Annotated in this window: 21 protein-coding genes; 12 read left to right on the plus strand and 9 right to left on the minus strand. The window is 58.7% G+C overall.

The annotated features are described in order from the left end of the window. Positions 1-52 precede the first annotated feature (52 nt). Complete coding sequence (locus HFO99_RS04835; protein WP_222359658.1) at positions 53-877, minus strand: helix-turn-helix transcriptional regulator; 825 nt, start codon at positions 875-877, stop codon at positions 53-55. A 91-nt stretch (positions 878-968) separates the two neighbouring features. Here HFO99_RS04835 and HFO99_RS04840 point away from each other — a divergent pair, with 91 nt between their 5' ends. Next, positions 969-1,853 (plus strand): SDR family oxidoreductase, encoded by an 885-nt coding sequence (locus HFO99_RS04840; RefSeq protein ID WP_222359660.1) that lies wholly within the window; start codon positions 969-971, stop codon positions 1,851-1,853. 91 nt (positions 1,854-1,944) lie between these two features. On the opposite strand, the gene HFO99_RS04845 is transcribed toward HFO99_RS04840, so the two are convergent. The 3 genes from HFO99_RS04845 to HFO99_RS04855 form a co-directional block, all read right to left on the minus strand. Continuing rightward, positions 1,945-2,154 (minus strand): hypothetical protein, encoded by a 210-nt coding sequence (locus tag HFO99_RS04845; RefSeq protein WP_222359662.1) that lies wholly within the window; start codon positions 2,152-2,154, stop codon positions 1,945-1,947. Position 2,155: 1 nt separating this feature from the next. After that, a complete protein-coding gene (locus tag HFO99_RS04850; protein WP_222359664.1) occupies positions 2,156-2,356 on the minus strand; it encodes a hypothetical protein in 201 nt (66 codons plus the stop codon). 80 nt (positions 2,357-2,436) lie between these two features. Beyond that, the gene (locus HFO99_RS04855; protein ID WP_222359666.1) at positions 2,437-2,862 is read right to left on the minus strand and encodes a hypothetical protein; all 426 of its coding nucleotides are present in this window, start codon (positions 2,860-2,862) and stop codon (positions 2,437-2,439) included. Positions 2,863-2,966: 104 nt separating this feature from the next. Here HFO99_RS04855 and HFO99_RS04860 point away from each other — a divergent pair, with 104 nt between their 5' ends. Further along, entirely contained in the window at positions 2,967-3,140 is a 174-nt protein-coding gene (locus HFO99_RS04860) for a hypothetical protein (protein WP_204340453.1), read from the plus strand. Positions 3,141-3,276: 136 nt separating this feature from the next. Then, positions 3,277-4,203: a hypothetical protein gene (locus HFO99_RS04865; protein WP_222359668.1), complete on the plus strand. Its 927-nt coding sequence runs from the start codon at positions 3,277-3,279 to the stop codon at positions 4,201-4,203. A 37-nt stretch (positions 4,204-4,240) separates the two neighbouring features. Here HFO99_RS04865 and HFO99_RS04870 read toward each other — a convergent pair whose 3' ends face one another. From HFO99_RS04870 to HFO99_RS33870, 4 genes are all read right to left on the minus strand, one after another. Further along, entirely contained in the window at positions 4,241-4,684 is a 444-nt protein-coding gene (locus HFO99_RS04870; protein WP_003560606.1) for an SRPBCC family protein, read from the minus strand. A 219-nt stretch (positions 4,685-4,903) separates the two neighbouring features. Beyond that, positions 4,904-5,317, minus strand: coding sequence for a GFA family protein (locus HFO99_RS04875; RefSeq protein ID WP_222359670.1), 414 nt, complete (start codon positions 5,315-5,317; stop codon positions 4,904-4,906). Between the two features lie 161 nt (positions 5,318-5,478). Beyond that, on the minus strand, positions 5,479-6,171 hold the full coding sequence (locus tag HFO99_RS04880; protein ID WP_222359672.1) for a type 1 glutamine amidotransferase domain-containing protein: 693 nt from the start codon (positions 6,169-6,171) through the stop codon (positions 5,479-5,481). A 142-nt stretch (positions 6,172-6,313) separates the two neighbouring features. Next, entirely contained in the window at positions 6,314-6,520 is a 207-nt protein-coding gene (locus HFO99_RS33870; protein ID WP_409994926.1) for a DUF6958 family protein, read from the minus strand. A 175-nt stretch (positions 6,521-6,695) separates the two neighbouring features. Between HFO99_RS33870 and HFO99_RS04885 the strand changes: the two genes are divergently transcribed. Beyond that, positions 6,696-7,193 (plus strand): DUF4168 domain-containing protein, encoded by a 498-nt coding sequence (locus HFO99_RS04885; RefSeq protein WP_222359673.1) that lies wholly within the window; start codon positions 6,696-6,698, stop codon positions 7,191-7,193. A 121-nt stretch (positions 7,194-7,314) separates the two neighbouring features. Here HFO99_RS04885 and HFO99_RS04890 read toward each other — a convergent pair whose 3' ends face one another. Next, positions 7,315-7,701 carry an ectoine synthase gene (locus HFO99_RS04890; RefSeq protein ID WP_222359675.1) on the minus strand — a complete coding sequence of 129 codons (387 nt, stop codon included), beginning with the start codon at positions 7,699-7,701 and terminating at the stop codon, positions 7,315-7,317. Between the two features lie 129 nt (positions 7,702-7,830). Here HFO99_RS04890 and HFO99_RS04895 point away from each other — a divergent pair, with 129 nt between their 5' ends. The 8 genes from HFO99_RS04895 to HFO99_RS04930 all read left to right on the plus strand — a co-directional run bounded on the left by HFO99_RS04895 (position 7,831) and on the right by HFO99_RS04930 (position 16,532). After that, the gene (locus tag HFO99_RS04895) at positions 7,831-8,709 is read left to right on the plus strand and encodes a LysR substrate-binding domain-containing protein (RefSeq protein WP_222359677.1); all 879 of its coding nucleotides are present in this window, start codon (positions 7,831-7,833) and stop codon (positions 8,707-8,709) included. 224 nt (positions 8,710-8,933) lie between these two features. Beyond that, the gene (locus HFO99_RS04900; protein WP_222359679.1) at positions 8,934-10,586 is read left to right on the plus strand and encodes a putative bifunctional diguanylate cyclase/phosphodiesterase; all 1,653 of its coding nucleotides are present in this window, start codon (positions 8,934-8,936) and stop codon (positions 10,584-10,586) included. 68 nt (positions 10,587-10,654) lie between these two features. Continuing rightward, on the plus strand, positions 10,655-11,146 hold the full coding sequence (locus HFO99_RS04905) for a hypothetical protein (protein WP_222249540.1): 492 nt from the start codon (positions 10,655-10,657) through the stop codon (positions 11,144-11,146). Then, on the plus strand, positions 11,143-12,315 hold the full coding sequence (locus HFO99_RS04910; RefSeq protein ID WP_222359681.1) for a class I SAM-dependent methyltransferase: 1,173 nt from the start codon (positions 11,143-11,145) through the stop codon (positions 12,313-12,315). The genes HFO99_RS04905 and HFO99_RS04910 overlap by 4 nt, the downstream gene beginning before the upstream one ends. Continuing rightward, positions 12,315-14,678, plus strand: coding sequence for a SpoIIE family protein phosphatase (locus tag HFO99_RS04915; RefSeq protein ID WP_222291355.1), 2,364 nt, complete (start codon positions 12,315-12,317; stop codon positions 14,676-14,678). Before HFO99_RS04910 ends, HFO99_RS04915 begins: the two co-directional genes overlap by 1 nt. Positions 14,679-14,681: 3 nt before the next feature. Then, on the plus strand, positions 14,682-15,242 hold the full coding sequence (locus HFO99_RS04920; RefSeq protein ID WP_222359683.1) for a slr1658 superfamily regulator: 561 nt from the start codon (positions 14,682-14,684) through the stop codon (positions 15,240-15,242). A gap of 7 nt (positions 15,243-15,249) precedes the next feature. Then, a complete protein-coding gene (locus HFO99_RS04925; RefSeq protein WP_003560625.1) occupies positions 15,250-15,588 on the plus strand; it encodes a slr1659 superfamily regulator in 339 nt (112 codons plus the stop codon). A gap of 293 nt (positions 15,589-15,881) precedes the next feature. Further along, positions 15,882-16,532 (plus strand): hypothetical protein, encoded by a 651-nt coding sequence (locus HFO99_RS04930; RefSeq protein WP_222359685.1) that lies wholly within the window; start codon positions 15,882-15,884, stop codon positions 16,530-16,532. Positions 16,533-16,888 lie beyond the last annotated feature (356 nt).

Raw genomic sequence — 16,888 nt, forward strand, 5'->3', positions numbered from 1 at the left:
GCAACAATTGATGGAAGCGCTGCCGAGGCTCCCTCAAGCAACCGCCCTCGCCTCAGCCCACCAACCCCCTGATCTTCGCCGCATCCTCCGCCGTCGCCGGGTTGTACACCACCATGCTGAGATCCGGCCGGCCATCCACCTGGAAGGCGGAATATTCGAAAGCGAGTGGACCAAGGATGGGGTGGCGGATATGCTTGGCGCCCTCGCCGTGGGTGCGCACGTCGTTATCCCTCCACATCGCCAGGAATTCCGGGCTCTTGCGGCAGAGTTCGTCGACGAGGGGCTCGACCTCGGTCGCAGCACCCGCGCGGGCCGCGTCCACGCGGAAGGCCGCGACCACGAAACGGGCCACACTTTCCCAGTCGTATTGGGCGGCGCGCACGCGCGGATCGAGGAAGATGAAGCGCAGTACGTTGCGCTCCTCAGGCGGCAGCGCGCCGTAATCGGTCAGAAGCACCGTTGCCGCCCGGTTCCAGGCGACGACGTCCCAAATCGCGGTGCGGATCAGCGCCGGGCTCGGGTCCAGCGCATCGAGCACGCCCTGCAGCCGCGGTGTCACCCCCTCTTGCCTGCGGTAGCGCACCTCGGGCGGGCGTCCAAGACCGAGCAGAAAAAGATGCTCGCGCTCAACATCAGTCAGCATCAGCGCGCGAGAGATCCGGTCGAGCACATCGGCAGACGCCGCGCCGCCACGGCCCTGCTCCAGCCAAGTGTACCAGGTCGGGCTGATATTGGCGCGGCTTGCTACCTCCTCGCGGCGCAGGCCGGGCGTGCGCCGTCTCTCCCCCGCGAAGCCGAAGGCGGCGGGATCGAGCCGCACGCGACGGTCCTTCAAATAGGTGCCGAGCCGGTTATCCGAGGTGACGAACTCGCCCATCCTGTTAGCCTTTATACCATGATAATGTCACTACTTTACCATGATATCGGCAGGGCCGATATCTGTCTCCGGCAAAAACTGGAGATATCACATGCGCGTATTCGTCACTGGAGCCACCGGCTGGGTCGGCTCGGCTGTCGTCAATGAATTGATCGCCGCTGGCCATCAAGTGCTCGGCCTCACCCGTTCGGACAAGGGAGCGGATCAACTGGCCGCTGCCGGCGCCGAAGTCCATCACGGCACGCTCGATGATCTGGGAAGTGTGAAAAGCGGTGCGGCTGAAGCAGACGCCGTGATTCATACGGCATTCAACCATGATTTCTCGAAATTCGCCGAGAACTGCGCCGCCGACCGGCGCGCCATCGAGGCACTCGGCGAAGCCCTCCAAGGCTCCGATCATCCGCTGCTGGTCACAGCCGGCCTCGGCTTTGCCCCCGGCCGCGTCGGCACCGAGAAAGATCCGCCGATGCCGACATCTGAGACCTACCCTCGCGCCTCCGAAATCACCGCAGTATCGCTTGTCGCGCGTGGCGTGCGGGCATCCACCGTCCGGCTCCCACCCTCGGTGCATGGCCATGGGGACCACGGCTTCGTGCCGATCCTGATCGATTTGGCCCGACGGAAGGGTGTCTCGGCCTATATCGGCGAAGGGCAGAACCGCTGGCCGGCCGTGCACAGGCTCGATGCCGCCCGTGTCTATCGGCTGGCGCTGGAGCGCGGCGCCGTCGGCGGCCCGTTCCTGGCAGTCGCGGAAGAGGGAGTTCCCTTCAGGCAGATGGCCGAGGTCATCGGCCGGCGCCTCGATGTGCCCGCCGTGTCGCTCTCACGGGAAGAAGCGGCCGAGCATTTCGGCTGGTTCGCCATGTTCGCCGGCTTCGACATCCCAACCTCTAGCGAGCACACCCGCGCGCTGCTTGGCTGGCAGCCGCAGGAACCCGGCCTGCTCGCCGATATCGACCACCCCGCCTATTTTTAAGAGAGCCCATCCTTGCGGAGGCGCCCAGGCCTGGAAGGACGAGGTGGCGCGCCCGTCGGAATCAGGGGCGCACCTCGCCAAAAATAGCTTCCTAACGCGAGCGGCCCTCATTCATGTCGGCCGGGTCGTAATTGATGTCCCAATCCGTTTCGGGCTTCTTCTTGCCGGGCGGGTTCTTGTTCACCGTCGCATCCTCGGAGCCGGTAATGACGGTCGGCTTGGCGCTGGTGACACCGCTGCTCTTCCGGTCAGCCCGCGACTTGGCGAACTGGCCGGCGGCGTCCTTTTTCGGATTGCCCATGTCACTCGCCCTTCTGCTTCAGTGCGTCACTGATATTCTTCGTCTCGGGGTCGCGATTGTTTTCGCCATGCGCGTCGCGGTCGCGATCCGGATCATCCTTGGCCTTCATGTAGCCGCGAGGTCTATTTCCCTTCGGCCCTTCCCAGCGGGGAGACTGGTCGGTCGTGCCGGGGGCGCCGTCTCTAGGTGTCGTCATGCCCATCATCGTTTCTCCTTGGTTGGAACAGGCAAAACCGAAAAGATCAGCAAGTGTTCCCTCGGCAATATTTTCCGCAAAGTGGCTTACCGTAGCGAGGCGAGCGTGGCGCAGCAGAAGGCGAGGAAGGTGACCACAGCATTGACCGCGTGCGAATATTCCCATCGGGTGCGAAGGCTTTCCCAATTTTCCGGTTGCACGGTCCAATTCTCCGTCGCCGCGTTCGCCGGCTGGGTGAAGACCATGAAGATGACGAGATTGAGCGCGATCAGCGCTGCTGCCGCGACCGACAGCATCATGGCGGTTCCATCAGCTCTGAGGGCTACGGCATTGCCGATATTCGCCAGAAGCGCCAGCGGCAGGAGGAAACCGACGATCCACCATCCGGCATAGGCCTGCTGCGCAATGAAATAGTCCGCCTTCGCCATCGCGATCTTGTTCAGGAGCGCGAAGGCGTGCGCTGCGGGTGCCACGAGCGACAGGCCCGTTATGATGACGGCAAGGAATCTCATCGCGGATAAACTAGCCGCAAGACGACAGGTTCCCAGAAAATATGGAACAGTGTCGTCCGCCATCGGTTGATCAGAGGTCGCGACATCAAAACAAGGAGCCGAAAATGAGCAAGACCAACGCTCGCGAACTTCAGAAACGCGCCGAACAGCAGGTCAGGAATACCAGCGCCGGCGGCCATCTCGGCGGCACATATTTCGGGCAGCAACCGGACGGAAAAACCGCCTCGTCGACGACCAACGACAGCGCCAAAGCGCGGCCGAATGACGGAAGCAAATAACCGCCGCAGGCGCATTTCATCTCCCAGTAAAGCCCCTGCTCCAGCCGCTATTGATCGGTGACGCCTCCGCACTAGCTTCTGCTCGAGGCCGACCGGCCGCGAGGATACGATCTCTGGGCGAAGGCGGAGGGGCGACGTGGCAGCCTATTCGATTGACGAGGCGATCCGGGAACTTGCGCCGGCTCTCGGCAAGGCGCCGGCGGGCGCGGTCAGCGGCGAATGGAACGCCACCACGATGCAGGCCGGGCATTCTTCCCGGACGGGCGGCTACCTCGATGCCGAGGGAAACCATGTCCCGGAGGGTTCCACGCATCCGCTCGACATCATCGCGGATGTCGTCGAAAAGCTCGCTGCCTCAGGGGGGCCACGTTTCAACAAAGTGGTGATCCGCTGGAAGAAGCCGAAATTTCCCTTCATGCAGGCGAAGATCACGCTCGAAACCAGTTATGATCAGACGATCGTACCGCGCGGCCCCGACGACCCGATCTACGAGACTGCTGCGGCTGCGCGGCGCGCTTTCTGGCAGAGCCGCGGCACGCTGCAGGAGGACTTTGCCGTCGAGCGCGGAACGGTCAACATCCACGCTCAGACAAAATGGTTCGGCCCGCATCGCCGCATCCTCGCCATCCATGCGCCGGGAAGGCTGACGCTTGCCACCGACGGGCTGTCGACCCCCTGGGCCGGCATATCCGAGCCGCAGAACGGCGTCGAATGCGAGCTTTTCATGGAATTCGACGCGGCGAGACTGGATACAGCGGGGATCGAAAACTGGGCGAACCTGTTGATCAACATCGGAGACCTCGTGGCAGACGGCCATCGTGTCGCGCGCGATGTCGAGATGCACGGTGCCATCCTGTTCTGCCGACTGACCGAGGATTATCTCCCGATGTCCCGCATCGTGCTGAGCCGCGACGCAGGCCGGATCGACGGCCTGCCTTTCGGCTCGGTACCGCTGATCCGCGCGACCCCGATCGCCGAAGCCGAAATGGAAGGGCAGGACCTTTCCGACGACTGGGGCGCCACGGCCGCCCGCCACGCCCTGGCCAAACGCGGCATCAGATAAGCTCAGCCGGATCGTCGCAGTCCGGCGCAATCTTTTGCTATTCCTGGATATCGGGTTCGACGACCCTGGCGAGGTTTCGCAGCGATTCCTGCCAGCCGAGATAACAAGCCTCGGGCGGAATGACGTCAGGCACGCCTGCCTGCACGATATCCACCTCGGTGCCGACCGAAACCTTCTTCAGCGTCACGGTGACTTCCATTTCGCCGGGCAGGTTGGGGTCGTCGAACCTGTCGGTGTAGCGCAGGCGTTCGCCCGGGACGAGCTCGAGATATTCGCCGCCGAAGGCATGGCTGTTGCCCGTCGTGAAGTTCCGGAAGGACATTCTGAACGTGCCGCCGACAACCGGCTCCGAATGATGCACGGTGCAGAGGAAGCCGTTCGGCGGAAGCCACTTGGCAAGCGCGTCCGCCTCCAGAAATGCGCGATAGACTTTCTCCGGGCTGGTCGCCAGAACGCGGTGCAGGCGTATGGTACTCGGCATGGTCGTGATCCTTTTTGGATTTACGGAATGGACGAACCTAGGACGGGCGTGGCTTGGCCGATCCGACACCGGATCGAACTTTTCTTCAAGAAAAATTGCTTAAAGCATGTCGCGCAAAAGTGTGCTGCGGTTTTGCGATAACGATATGCGTGAAAACAAAGACCTAAAGCGCATGGAGCGAATCTGAAAGATTGCGACGCGCTTTAAGAGTATCGCCGCTCAGCCAGGCATGCCATCGAACTGCGGAAGATCGAGCGGCCTTGCCCAGGCGAGCCGCCGCCTGGTGAACATTTCGACCCCCGGCTTGATCAGTTCGGGTCGGTCGAGGCTGCCGAGCGTCACGAAGACGAGACCGGGGAAGCTCTCGAGGTTGCTGCTGAACAATCTGGCGCCGCAATCGGGGCAAAAGTTGCGGTCGAGCCCCTTGCCTGAATCGGCGATGTAATGAAACGCCTTCGGGCTGCCGCTGATCACGATGAAATCGTCCTGCGGCACGGCAAAGAACGTGGCGGCCTCGCCGCCCGTTGCCCTCTTGCAGTCCAGGCAATGGCAGTTGGCGACAAAGTTCGGGTCGGTGTCGAAGGCAAATCTCACGGCGCCGCAGGCGCATTGCCCCGTATATTTCCTGGTCATGTCAGTTGCCTCCCATCCCGTGTTCGAAGTCTTGCGATTGGCTCTGTCTCACCGTCATGCCACAGACGTCGTCGAAGCGACGCCTGCGGCCGGCGTCGGCACAAGCCAAATAGGGAGTTTCGACCTCCCGGGGCAGCAATCGTGCCCAAGCGCTGAAGCGCTTAAGCCGCGGCCTGCTTTCTCAAGGCATCAAGCAGCGTCCGGGCGCCCTGTTTTGACGAGGCCGGATTTTGTCCGGTGATCAGCAGGCCGTCCTGGACGACATGCACGCCCCAATCCGCCGTCTTCGAAAACTTTGCGCCCTGCTCTTTCAACACGTCTTCGAGCAGGTAGGGAACGACCTCGACCAGATGCATGGCCTCTTCTTCGGAATCGGTGAATCCCGTAACGGTCCGGCCCTTGGCAATGGGCTTTCCATCCGGCGCTTTCACATTCGTCAGGATACCGGGTGCATGGCAAACGAGCGCCACAGGTTTTCCCGCCGAAAGCATGTCCTCGATGAGCGACAGCGCATTGCGGTCGTTCGTCAAGTCCCAAAGCGGACCGTGCCCGCCCGGGAAGAACACGCTGTCATAGTCCGCCTGGTTGATGTCGGACAACCGCAGCGTGTTGGCGAGCGCACCCATCGCGGCCGCGTCTCGTTCGAACCGTCTAGTGTCATCCGTCTGGAAGGCCGGCTCATTGCTCTTCGGATCGAGCGGAGGCTGGCCACCCTTCGGCGAAGCGAGTGTGATATCGACTCCGGCGTCGCGGAAAACGAAATAAGGAGCAGCAAGCTCCTCGAGCCAGAATCCCGTCTTCTTGCCGGTGTTTCCCAACTGATCATGCGATGTGAGAACCATGAGAATTTTCATTGCTCAGCTCCTTCAAGCCGGCCGGCGGACACCGCCGTCGGCGCCCGGTTTTACGGTGAATACTGCCTGCAGATCTCATGCTGAAACGGGAGATGACATAGAGCGGCTGCGCTGCGAAACAAGCTCTCCCGCGCGGTGTTTGCTAGAATTGCTTCAACAGAAGCCTAGCCAGACAAACGGAGGTCGCGCGCGACATCCATTCCCTTGGCTGAGCCGGCAGATGCCCGCGCTGGATGATGCGCTTGGCTTCCAGATCCAGCTGAACGGCCTTCAACCACCATCCGGATAAGCGATAAACGCCGCCGAAGGTGCGGGGTATCACAGCGGCGATGACTGGAATTTTCCGCACGTGCCAGTGGGCCGGCGGTCACAAAGCTGCCGCTCAATCGTCAGCAAATCGCCCCCTTATCGCCGCACCGTGCCCTCTTAAAGGTTTCATCGTCGCGACCTCGCCCGGCCTTCGAGTGGCTGAGCGATCGACCGAGGCGGTCTTGCTGCCAATCAAATCATGCACTTGAAGAGGAATGAATATGATCACTCGTTACACATCTGTCGCAGCATTGAGCGCGGCAGTCTTCAGTCTGCTTGCTTTCAGCCCGGCGTCCGCTGTCGACATGGCCCAGGCGCAACAGCAGCCAGCACAAGCGCAGCCCCCGGCACAGGCGCAGTCGCCGATGCAGGGACAGCCCGGCGGCAGCGGTGCGACCGCCCCCGTCAGCGATCAGAAAATCGAGGCCTTCGCCGTTGCCTATCTGCAGGTCGATAAGGTGAGACAGGAATATTCCGCCAAGATCGGCGCCACGAAGGACGAGGCTGCAAAGCAGCAGTTGCAGGAAGAAGCCAAGAAGCAGATGGTCGATACCGTCCAGGCTTCTCCCGATATCTCCGTCGAGGAATACTCGTCGATCCTGACGGCCGCGCAGAGCGACCCGGCTCTGGCCAAGAAAGTTCTGGAAAAGATCGGCACGCCGCCCCCGGGCCAGCAACAACAGCAGCAGGGGCAGCAGCAGCCGCAGCAATAAGGCAACGCAGCGCTTATGTCGCCACGAATAGGCAGCGGACGCCTTGCCGTTCGCGCCGGAAACAGAGCCCGCCATTTGCCGGGCTCTGCTTTTCACCTCGCTACGTCGACAACGGGATCACTCAATATTCGGAGCCGCTCTTGTTGTTCAGATCGTGCCGTTCGGTTCCCGCCAGCGGCGGATTGAAGATGCTGATGAGAATAAGGTCCTGATCCTTGCCGCCGCGCAGATAATGCCGGTCGTGCTTGTCGAGCACATAGATGTCGCCGGCGCGGATCGGAAAGACATTGCCGTCCATATCCTCCACTTCGCCCTCACCCTTGATGCAATAGCATGCCTCCAGGTGATTACGGTACTGAAGCAGAGCCTCGCTATTGGCGCGAACGACGGTATGGCACACCGTAAAGCCCATGCCGTCGTCTTTGGTCAGCAGGCGGTGGCTCGTGCCGTTGCCCCAGTCGACGAAAAGCTCGGTGAGCTCCACCTCCTTCAGATTTCTGACGAACACGTCGATTCTCCTGATAATTTATTGAAGATGTAGCGATGATTCATTTTCATCGCCCGCCACAATTAGCTATTGAAATGGCTGGCGTTTTCAAATGATGATTCCTGCGTCATCTGTTAGGAAATTTTACACATGCAGTTGCCGCCGCTGAATGCCTTGCGCGCTTTCGAAGCCACGGCCCGCCTGATGAGCCTTTCGAAAGCGGGCGACGAGCTGCACGTCACCCATGCGGCGATCAGCCATCAGATCAAACATCTGGAAACCTGGCTCGGCCGCAAGCTGTCGCAGAAGTCGGGCCGCGGCGTTGCGTTGACCGCAGCCGGCAGCGAATATTACCGGGCTGTCTCCGGATCGCTGGCGGCGATCGCGCATGCCACCGACAACATGCGGCGCGATCACGATATGCGGGCCATCACTGTCGGCTGCATTCCCTCGATCGCATCCCGCTGGCTCGTCCCCGCCCTGCCCTCGTTCCAGGAGAGCGACCCCGATCTCGACGTCAGGATCGTCTATGCGCGCGCCGAAGAACGCTTCGATGACGAGAGCCTCGACGTGCTGATCACCATGGGCGAGGATCTGAGCGGCGGCAGGGAAAGCCGCCTGCTCTTCCCCCGTCGCAATCAGCCCGTCGCCAGCCGCCATTACCTTGCCAAACGCAACTGGACGATCGGCGACGTCTCGTTCGGCGGCACCGATCTGCTGCACGACGAATCCGTCGATGGTTGGAAGGAATGGTTCCGCAAGGCCGGCCAGAAAGCGACGGAGCCGCTTCGAGGCCCGATATTCCAGGAATTCAACATGCTTGCGACGGCCGTGATCGCCGGCCACGGTGTGGCGCTCTGCCCCGTCGAGGTGTTCCGCCGGGAGATCGAACGCGGCGATCTGCTGGTGCTTTCCGACATCGCGACGTCAGAGAACCAGGGCTATTACGTCATATCGAACAGCTGGGCGAAAAAGCCGGTGCGCCGCTTCATCGACTGGTTCATGACGGAGTGCGGATCGGGCGCGTGAGATCCCCTGCCCGCAGTTTGTCGAAAGGGTCGCCGTCGAGACGATGGATGCAAATGGGTCGCGGTAATAAAGACGTGGCAAAAGCCCATCCGTGAGCGAGTTGGGCAGAGGTTGGGGATTGTTAATCAGAAATGCCTAATGTAAATCTTGGCGTGCACAGGTTGTGCGGGAGCTGATTTGCTACATTATCTGGTTATGACATGCGACTAGGGAGGGCCTCGGACATGCGGAAAATTCATGCGGCCCCCTCGGCGCTCGGACAAATAGAGGCAAAAGCTTCGAGCTCGATCGACCGGCTTTTGTTCTTTGACCGCGATTTCAATCCCGTCGAGAATTTGCTGGGCAATGAGCTGCCTGCTTCTGTCAAACCAGCAGTGTCGTTTTGGGAGCATTTTCCCGAATTGGACAAATCGGCGATTACGCTCGCCTTCCGCTCATTGGGCGACAGCGCCCAGCCTTTGCGAATATCGGGTGATCTTGGCACGCCAGCGTCGCACGGACTGACGATCTATCGGATCGGAGACCTGTTTGCCGTGGTTCGGTCCGAGGAATCTGTCGACGATGAGCGCGCAACCCTTTTGCACCTGGCCACCCACGATCCGCTCACTGGACTGCCGAACCGACGCCAGTTCAGCGAGGACCTCACTATACTGCTACGGGAGACTGCAGACTCGAACGAGACTTTGTCCCTGATGCAACTCGATCTTGACGATTTCAAACCCGTTAACGACACACTTGGGCATCCGGCCGGCGACAAGCTTCTTCAGCTCGCTGCAAGCCGCATTCAAGAGTGCCTGACCAGGGACGACAGAGCCTATCGACTGGCGGGTGACGAATTCACCGTCATATCAAGAGGACCGGGACATCCCGCTAAAGGACACCAGCTAGCAGAAGTTTTGGTTGATGCATTCAAAAAGCCCTTCACTATAGATGGCATCGCGCTATTTGTCGGCGCCAGCATCGGCATATCAGCTGCTCCACCGGACGGTACAAGTCCGGAGCAACTGATGAAGGCGTCCGACGTCGCACTCTACGCCGCGAAGAAGGACGGGCGCGGTCGCGCAAGACCGTTTGATCCCTCAATGCTTGAGTTGCTGGAACAACGCGAACTGCTGCGCCGCAGTCTTCGCATGGCTCTGGTCCAACAACAATTCTCTGTAGAATACCAACCCATCGCCGAGAGCGGCAGCATTGTCGGCTTCGAAGCATTGCTCAGATGGCACCACCCTCTCCTTGGAATAATCCCACCAACGGCGTTCATTCCGATGGCCGAGGCCGATGGAATGATGCCGGAAATAGGTGCCTGGGTCTTGGAGCAGGCATGTCGCGAGGCAATGAAGTGGCCGCAGAACTATATCGTCGCTGTCAATTTGTCCGCGGCTGAATTCTTGACGAGCGGCCTCACGGATCGGGTATCCCAGACGCTGGACCTGGTCGGGCTACCGCCCGACCGTCTGGAGCTTGAGATAACCGAAAGCGTGCTGCTTGAGCGGACCGTCAACAATATCGATACGTTGAACACTCTCAACGTGCTGGGCATACGAATCTCGCTTGATGATTTCGGGACCGAATATTCCTCCCTGAGTTATCTGAAGACATTCCCTTTCGACACGATCAAAATCGACAAATACTTTATCACCGATCTGGAAAGCGATCCGAAAAGCCAGACGATCGTCCGCTGTATCGTCAACCTCGCACATGGTCTCGACATGCAGGTGACGGCCGAAGGGGTCGAGACGCCGGCTCAGGCGGAATGGTTGGGCAGTGTGGGCTGCGACAGGCTTCAGGGCTATCTGGTGAGCAGGCCGCTTCCGGTCGAGGCGATCGGCGAGTTTATCAACAGGGCTGAAACATCCGTGAGCCACGCGCTGGTATAACAAACGAGTGATTTTTCGTCGTGCTCTTTGAGGGCATCTGAAGCTCCAGACAACTGATGGAGGCTGTATTGGAAGAGGAAGCATCTGGCTTCGATGACCATGCATTGGCGCCGATGGTATCGCTGGAATTGAACGTTGCGACGTTCAAATCTCAGTGGCAGTTTTGCGACAGGATTACCGAATATCTCTCAGACATTCTCGGCCAAGGTCACAGCGATCCCGCTCGATATTCGAATTTTCTTTCCGTCGCAGCCAACGAGCTCGTTGAACTAGCCTTCCGCTCGACGGGTGAGCCGGGAAGGATAAGTTTCAGTCTCTATCGGGGCGCGACGTTCAACCGGCTGAGAATTGCCTTTGCCCGCGAGGACCGCGAGAGTACGAGTATGAAATCAAGTGAACGCCAGTCTCTACCGGGCGCCGGGTCTGACCTGAAGTCCGGCGGGACGATTTTGCTCAGAGATCTGGCAACCATTTTCCGCGCCGCTATCCGAATTGAGCAAGACGGCGCCCGCAGGATGCAAATCATAGCGGATTTCCCCTCGGTCGAGGATTTCCGATGACCCTGCTTGCCCGCCCCTTCACCGTTCATTTTGATCCGACAAATCAGGAGCTGTTGTTGACCGGCAAGATGCGGCCTGAAAGCCCCGACGAGATTGCCGATGCTCTCGAACTCGCGCAGCAAAGTTTGGAAAAATACAGCGGCGTCGTTTACCTGAATGTCAAACGCCTGACGCATATCAACATGACGGCCTTCGCAGCCCTTTCCGAGGTGCTCACGGCAAGCTGCCGGACCATGCCGGAACGGAAGATCGTCATCGTTACGTCAAGCGTGGTGGCATGGTCGACCTCGTTGTTCCAGACCTTGGCGGCAGCACAACCAAACCTGTCGGTTGAAGTTTACGATTCGGCGTTTTATCCAGGCCAGAGCTTTGTCGAGGATGAGAGCTTCATTCCCATTCTGCGCACCCAGACGAAAATGACATGGAGGCACGAACGCGAACTGTTGCCTCGCCACGGTTTACGCAGCGGTCTTGTCATCGCGGATATCTGTTGCGGAATTGGTGACTTCGCTGCCTTGGTTCAACGAGAATTTAAACCGGCACGCCTTGTTGCACTGGACCATTCCCTGCGCAGCCTCGAATATGCACGCAGGGTCGCTGCCGACTTCGATCTGCAGGGAATCGAATACACCTACGGTGACGCCTCCCAAATGCTGCTGCGAGACGATCAATTCGACTTTGTGACCTGCCGACATTCGCTACAGATTTTCGACCGTCCCGAGATGCTGCTCAGGGAGCTTTACCGCATCTGTAAGCCTGGCGGCCGTGTCTACATTACCAATGAAAAAAATTCGCATTGTTTGGGCGAGCCACATGCTGAATCCATAAAATGGACTTACGAGGAAGTCGCCAAACTGTTCAAGCATTTCGACATGGATGTCGAGATGGGGCCGAAAAGCCGCCATCTCCTTGCTGACGCCGGGTTCGATAGCATCAAGGTCGATTGCTTTATGGTCACGAATCTTGACGGGGATCCCCAAGACTTCGCAGACATCATCGAAGCTTGGGAGAATGTCTACGCGGGCGAGATGGCCGTCCGGCGGGGTGACTCATCAGATTTCATTCGCAGGTTCCGGCAAGGTTTCAGAGATCATATCTTTGCTGCTCTTCACCCCAAGGGTTATGCAGGCTGGCCGATCTGGGCCGCTTCCGGCCGAAAGCCGCTGTGATGGACGGGAGATCATCATCGAAGAGACCGGCACGACTGGGCTCATTTCGGGCGAAGTTCATCCTGGTCGTCGGTGGCGCCGTCCTTTTCGACTTGCTGGTCAGCGGCGGCCTAGCGCTTTGGAATGTTCAGAGGCTGTCGCGCGACGCCACCCTCGAAGTCGGACAGGGTCTCGAAGCAGCAAGCCAGGAATACATCCGCACCTATGCCGATTCCACCGCAGCCCAGGTGAGTTTGCTCCTGCGGCAGGTTCATAGCGACGTCGGCACCTTGGCGGGTGTGCTCCAGGCGCAGATCGACGATCCCGAGCGTAATTCCGATGTCGGCGCGGCGATCGCCCGCACATCGCCTGGCAGCGTCAGCCTTGTTTACGACGAGAAGGGAAAATGGTCTCAGAACCTGCCCGGCTCCGCTTCGGTTGTGAGCGTCTGGGGTTACTTGCTCGGACCTGACCATCGGCCGAAACCCGACATCCAGCGCGATCTAGAGACGAGCGCGGTTCTCGACATCGTTGCGCCGAGCCTGCTGCAGCACGGCGCTTCCAAGCTGCAGATGTACTACATCGGACCGAAAGAACGGCCAATCTTCAGGACGGCGCCTTACACCGACCAGGCTCAGACCTTCGATCGCCTTTATTCGGGGCATAACGAAGCCGATTTCTGGGACTTCTTTTTCCCCGGGCTTTACGAGTCCTGGCAGGGCTGGGCCAAGGACGCGAAAACGCGGCCGGTCGCCGACGATATCACGCAGACCGCTCCATATACCGATGCCATTACCGGAAAGCTGATCGTCAGTTTCTTTCATCCATTGTGGACAGCCGACCGGAAGGATGTCGCCGGGACGGCTGGCGCGGACATCACACTCGACCAGCTCGCGCAGATTGTTGAGAATGTGAAAGTGGCCCAGTCCGGCTTTGGATTTCTCGCAATGTCCGACGGAAACGTTGTGGCGATCAACAGCACAGGAGAAAAAACCCTCGGTCTGCGTTCTGCGAGCGATGCGAGCGGAGCCGGCGCCTTGACCGGCCTGGAGCGCTCCCTGAAGGGAAGCTCCCAGCCTGCCATCGCCAAACTGGCTCTTGACCGAGAACAGGGCATTCAGCACCTGCTACTGCAGCAGGACGGCAACGAGGTCCCCTATATCGCTATCGTCAAGAAACTGCCGGCGACCAATCTCTGGGTCAGTGGCCCGGTTCGGCAAGAGGCGATGTTGCTGGGGGTGGTTGTGCCCGAGCGAGAAATCGATGCCTCGCTCTATGCGGCCCAGGCCAAGATTTCTGAAGCAACGAACCGGATCGTGCTCTACCAAATTCTGGCGATCCTGATGTCCCTGCTGGTCGTGACGATCGCGGTCTTTGCGGCCTCGAAACGAATAACCAGCGGAATCAGCGCCCTGGCAGGGGCCGCCAAACGGATTCAGGCGAAGGATTATTCCGTCAGAGTGGCCATCACAAGCAGGGACGAAGTCGGTGAGGCCGGTGAAGCCTTCAATCGCATGGCCGAAGAGATCAGCTATCACACCGAAAATCTCGAGCAGCTCGTCGAAGAGCGAACCGCTCAAATCGAAGATGCAAAGGAAGAGATTTCGACACTGAACGCACAGCTCCAGCGTGAAAATCGACGTCTCGGAACAGAGCTGGCCGTCGCCGAGAGAATCCAGCTCATGGTTCTTCCGCTGCATCAGGAGCTTGAAGAATTTCAGGCCCTCGAGATCGCAGCCTATATGAGACCGGCGGAAGAAGTCGGTGGCGATTATTACGATGTATTGAAGAACGGAAGCCGATTGAAGATTGGCATCGGCGACGTCACCGGACACGGGCTCGAAAGCGGCGTGTTGATGTTGATGGTTCAGTCCGTCGCCCGCGCCCTGCAGGAGGCCGGAAACACCGATGCAGTCAAATTTCTCACGGACCTGAACAGCGCCCTGTTTAAAAATATCGTGAGGACTAAAATCGACAAGCATCTCACTCTGGCGTTTCTTGATTACGACGGAAAAGAGATGATCCTGTCGGGACAACACGAGGAAGTTGTTGTCGTGCGGGCGAACGGCGAAGTCGAGCGCATAGATACCATGGATCTCGGCATACCAATCGGGTTGGAAGCGGACATTTCTGCCTTCATTAAAACCCGTGAAATAGCCTTCGATAAAGGGGACCTCATACTCTTGCATACGGACGGCGTAACAGAAGCCGAAAACGACGCGGGAGAACTATTCGGCATCGAACGTCTGTGCCGCGAAGCACTTCGCTTGAAGGATCAGAGCGCTGAGAAAGTCGTTTCCGGAATTGTAACGACACTGATGCTCTTCATTGGATCTCAGAAGATCTACGACGACATCACGCTTCTCGCAGTGCGGCATAGGTGAGACATGACGCCAACGGTATATGGTATGGAATCTCTGGCGGGCATAAGCTTGGATTCAAGCACTCGCCTCACGTTAAACGACGGACCGCTTCAGCTTGGATGGAAGCACTCAGGAATGACTTCGGACTTTATCGCAGAAGTCATGGCTCTGCGGTATTCCCGTTCAAGAAAAGACTATGTGCAGGCGCATCATGACATCGGATATCTCAGCAATGAGTTGATCGAAAATGCCGTTAAGTTTCGACAGCCTGGGGAGATTCTCATTGAAGCCGGTATATTCGACGGTACTTTTTTAATAAGGGTGAAGAACACGATCGATGGCGTGACATCCTCTCGCTTTCAGCAACTGCTGCATCGCCTGCAATCGAGGGACCCCGGGGAACTTCTTCTTGAGCAAATCGAAACCAATGCCATATCGGCAGAAAGCGGTTCGGGATTGGGGTTGCTCACCCTTCTGAGCGATTACGATGCAAAAATGGCATGGGCATTCGAAGAGAACAACGACCAGCGTATCATACTGACGACGACTGCAGCTGTGGCGATGCCGCCCTCCTCCAATCCGTGAGCGAAGAATGGAAATCAGCGACGAAAACTTCCGCGTATGGGCTGAGAAAAACGAGGTGTATTTCGATGGCGTATTCCGGCTGGCGGGACCGGACGCCTATGCGCCGATTTACTCATTGGTATTCGGCCTGCTCCATGAGGGGCACAAACAGGTGACGTTCAACCTCACAGGCCTCGAATTCCTCAATTCCTCTGGCATAAATCTCCTGGCTAAGCTGACGATTGAAGCCAGAAAGATGGGCGACCTCCTGCTCGTCGTCAAAGGCACCAATCAATATCCTTGGCAAGCGAAGTCCCTCCCGAATCTCAAGAAGCTGCATCCGCTTCTCGATTTGCGCTTGGCGTGATTCTCTTTGGGCGAAAGTGCCCTGCGCCGAGACGTGTTCGCCGCCGCTGTGTCGCCCCTCCCGCGACGCGTCTGCAGACGTGATCGATGAAAAATACTGAGCAGCAATTGGCTTCAAACCGAAAGCCGCGTTGGGACGAAAAGGGATTCGTTAAGTATTCCACGCCATCTAGGACCATTGCCGGGGCCGGCATCGGACCTCGGTCCGATGTGCGGTTGGCGATCACCGTCTAACCTCTCGTATCTGTTCAAGCGGTGCATCTGCACGGCGCTTGATCCGATTTGGAGGAAACAATGCGGATAGCAACCTTAGCGTCCTTGGCCGTGCTCTCGCTGGCTCTTGCAGCAAGCCCGGCAACGATCGCCGGAATCGACATGACCGCACAGGCAAAGAGCGGTGGAAACGGTGGCGGCAACAGTGGGGGCAATGGCGGCGGCGGTCACGGCGGCGGCAGTGGAAACAGCGGCAACCATGGCAGCAGCAGCCAGGGTAGCGGTTCAACCTATGGCAACTCCAAATCTCAAGGTGTGAAAGGCAAATCCACCGAGGCGGCAAGCAAGTCCAAGTCCATCAAGGCAGACGAGACCAAAGTCAGCACCAAAGAAAAGAACCTGTCGGCGCAACTTGCGGGTCTGAACTCCTTGAAGCGAAACTACAAGGCGTTGATGCATACGTCTGACCCACGCATGACGGCTATCGCGGCCTATGCCGTGGCTTATGCCCAGTATGAACTCGACAATGGAATCGAGCCCGCAGCCGATGACCCTCTATTGGGGGATCAGGCGCTGGAGGACGCATTGGCTTCAGCGACAAAAACCGGTGAAGTCAGCCCGGCGGTTTTGGATGAAGCCAAAACCATCCTGGGGGTTGGCGACGCAAACGGGAAAATCGATCAAATCCGCACCTCTCTGGAGAACGCCGCGCCGGCGACATCCGAGGAATAGCCGATAAATCAGTTGCGAGCGGTGTGGAGCCGACAAGTACGGCTCCGCACTAAACTACGAAGAGCATTTCCGTTTTGTTTGATTACGGAGATGCTCTTTTTTTATCAATTTCAGACGCAGAACCCTTTGCTCGAATTGCTCCAAGATGACGGTCGATCATCCATCACCTCAAAGTCCCTGTGTTGTGATGGGCCTTCGAGCGTGCGGAATTCGTTTCACGTCGGCAGTCATGTTTGTCGACGTCCCGACCAGATCGTAGCCATCGACCGATCGCGTTTGCTGACAACGTGTCGCCGTATTGAAAATCATCGGTCGTTTGCGAACCCGCGTTGATCGGACAGAGGCCGGTCTGCGGC

The organism is Rhizobium leguminosarum, assembly GCF_019798305.1.
Classification (GTDB): Bacteria; Pseudomonadota; Alphaproteobacteria; order Rhizobiales; family Rhizobiaceae; genus Rhizobium; species Rhizobium leguminosarum_U.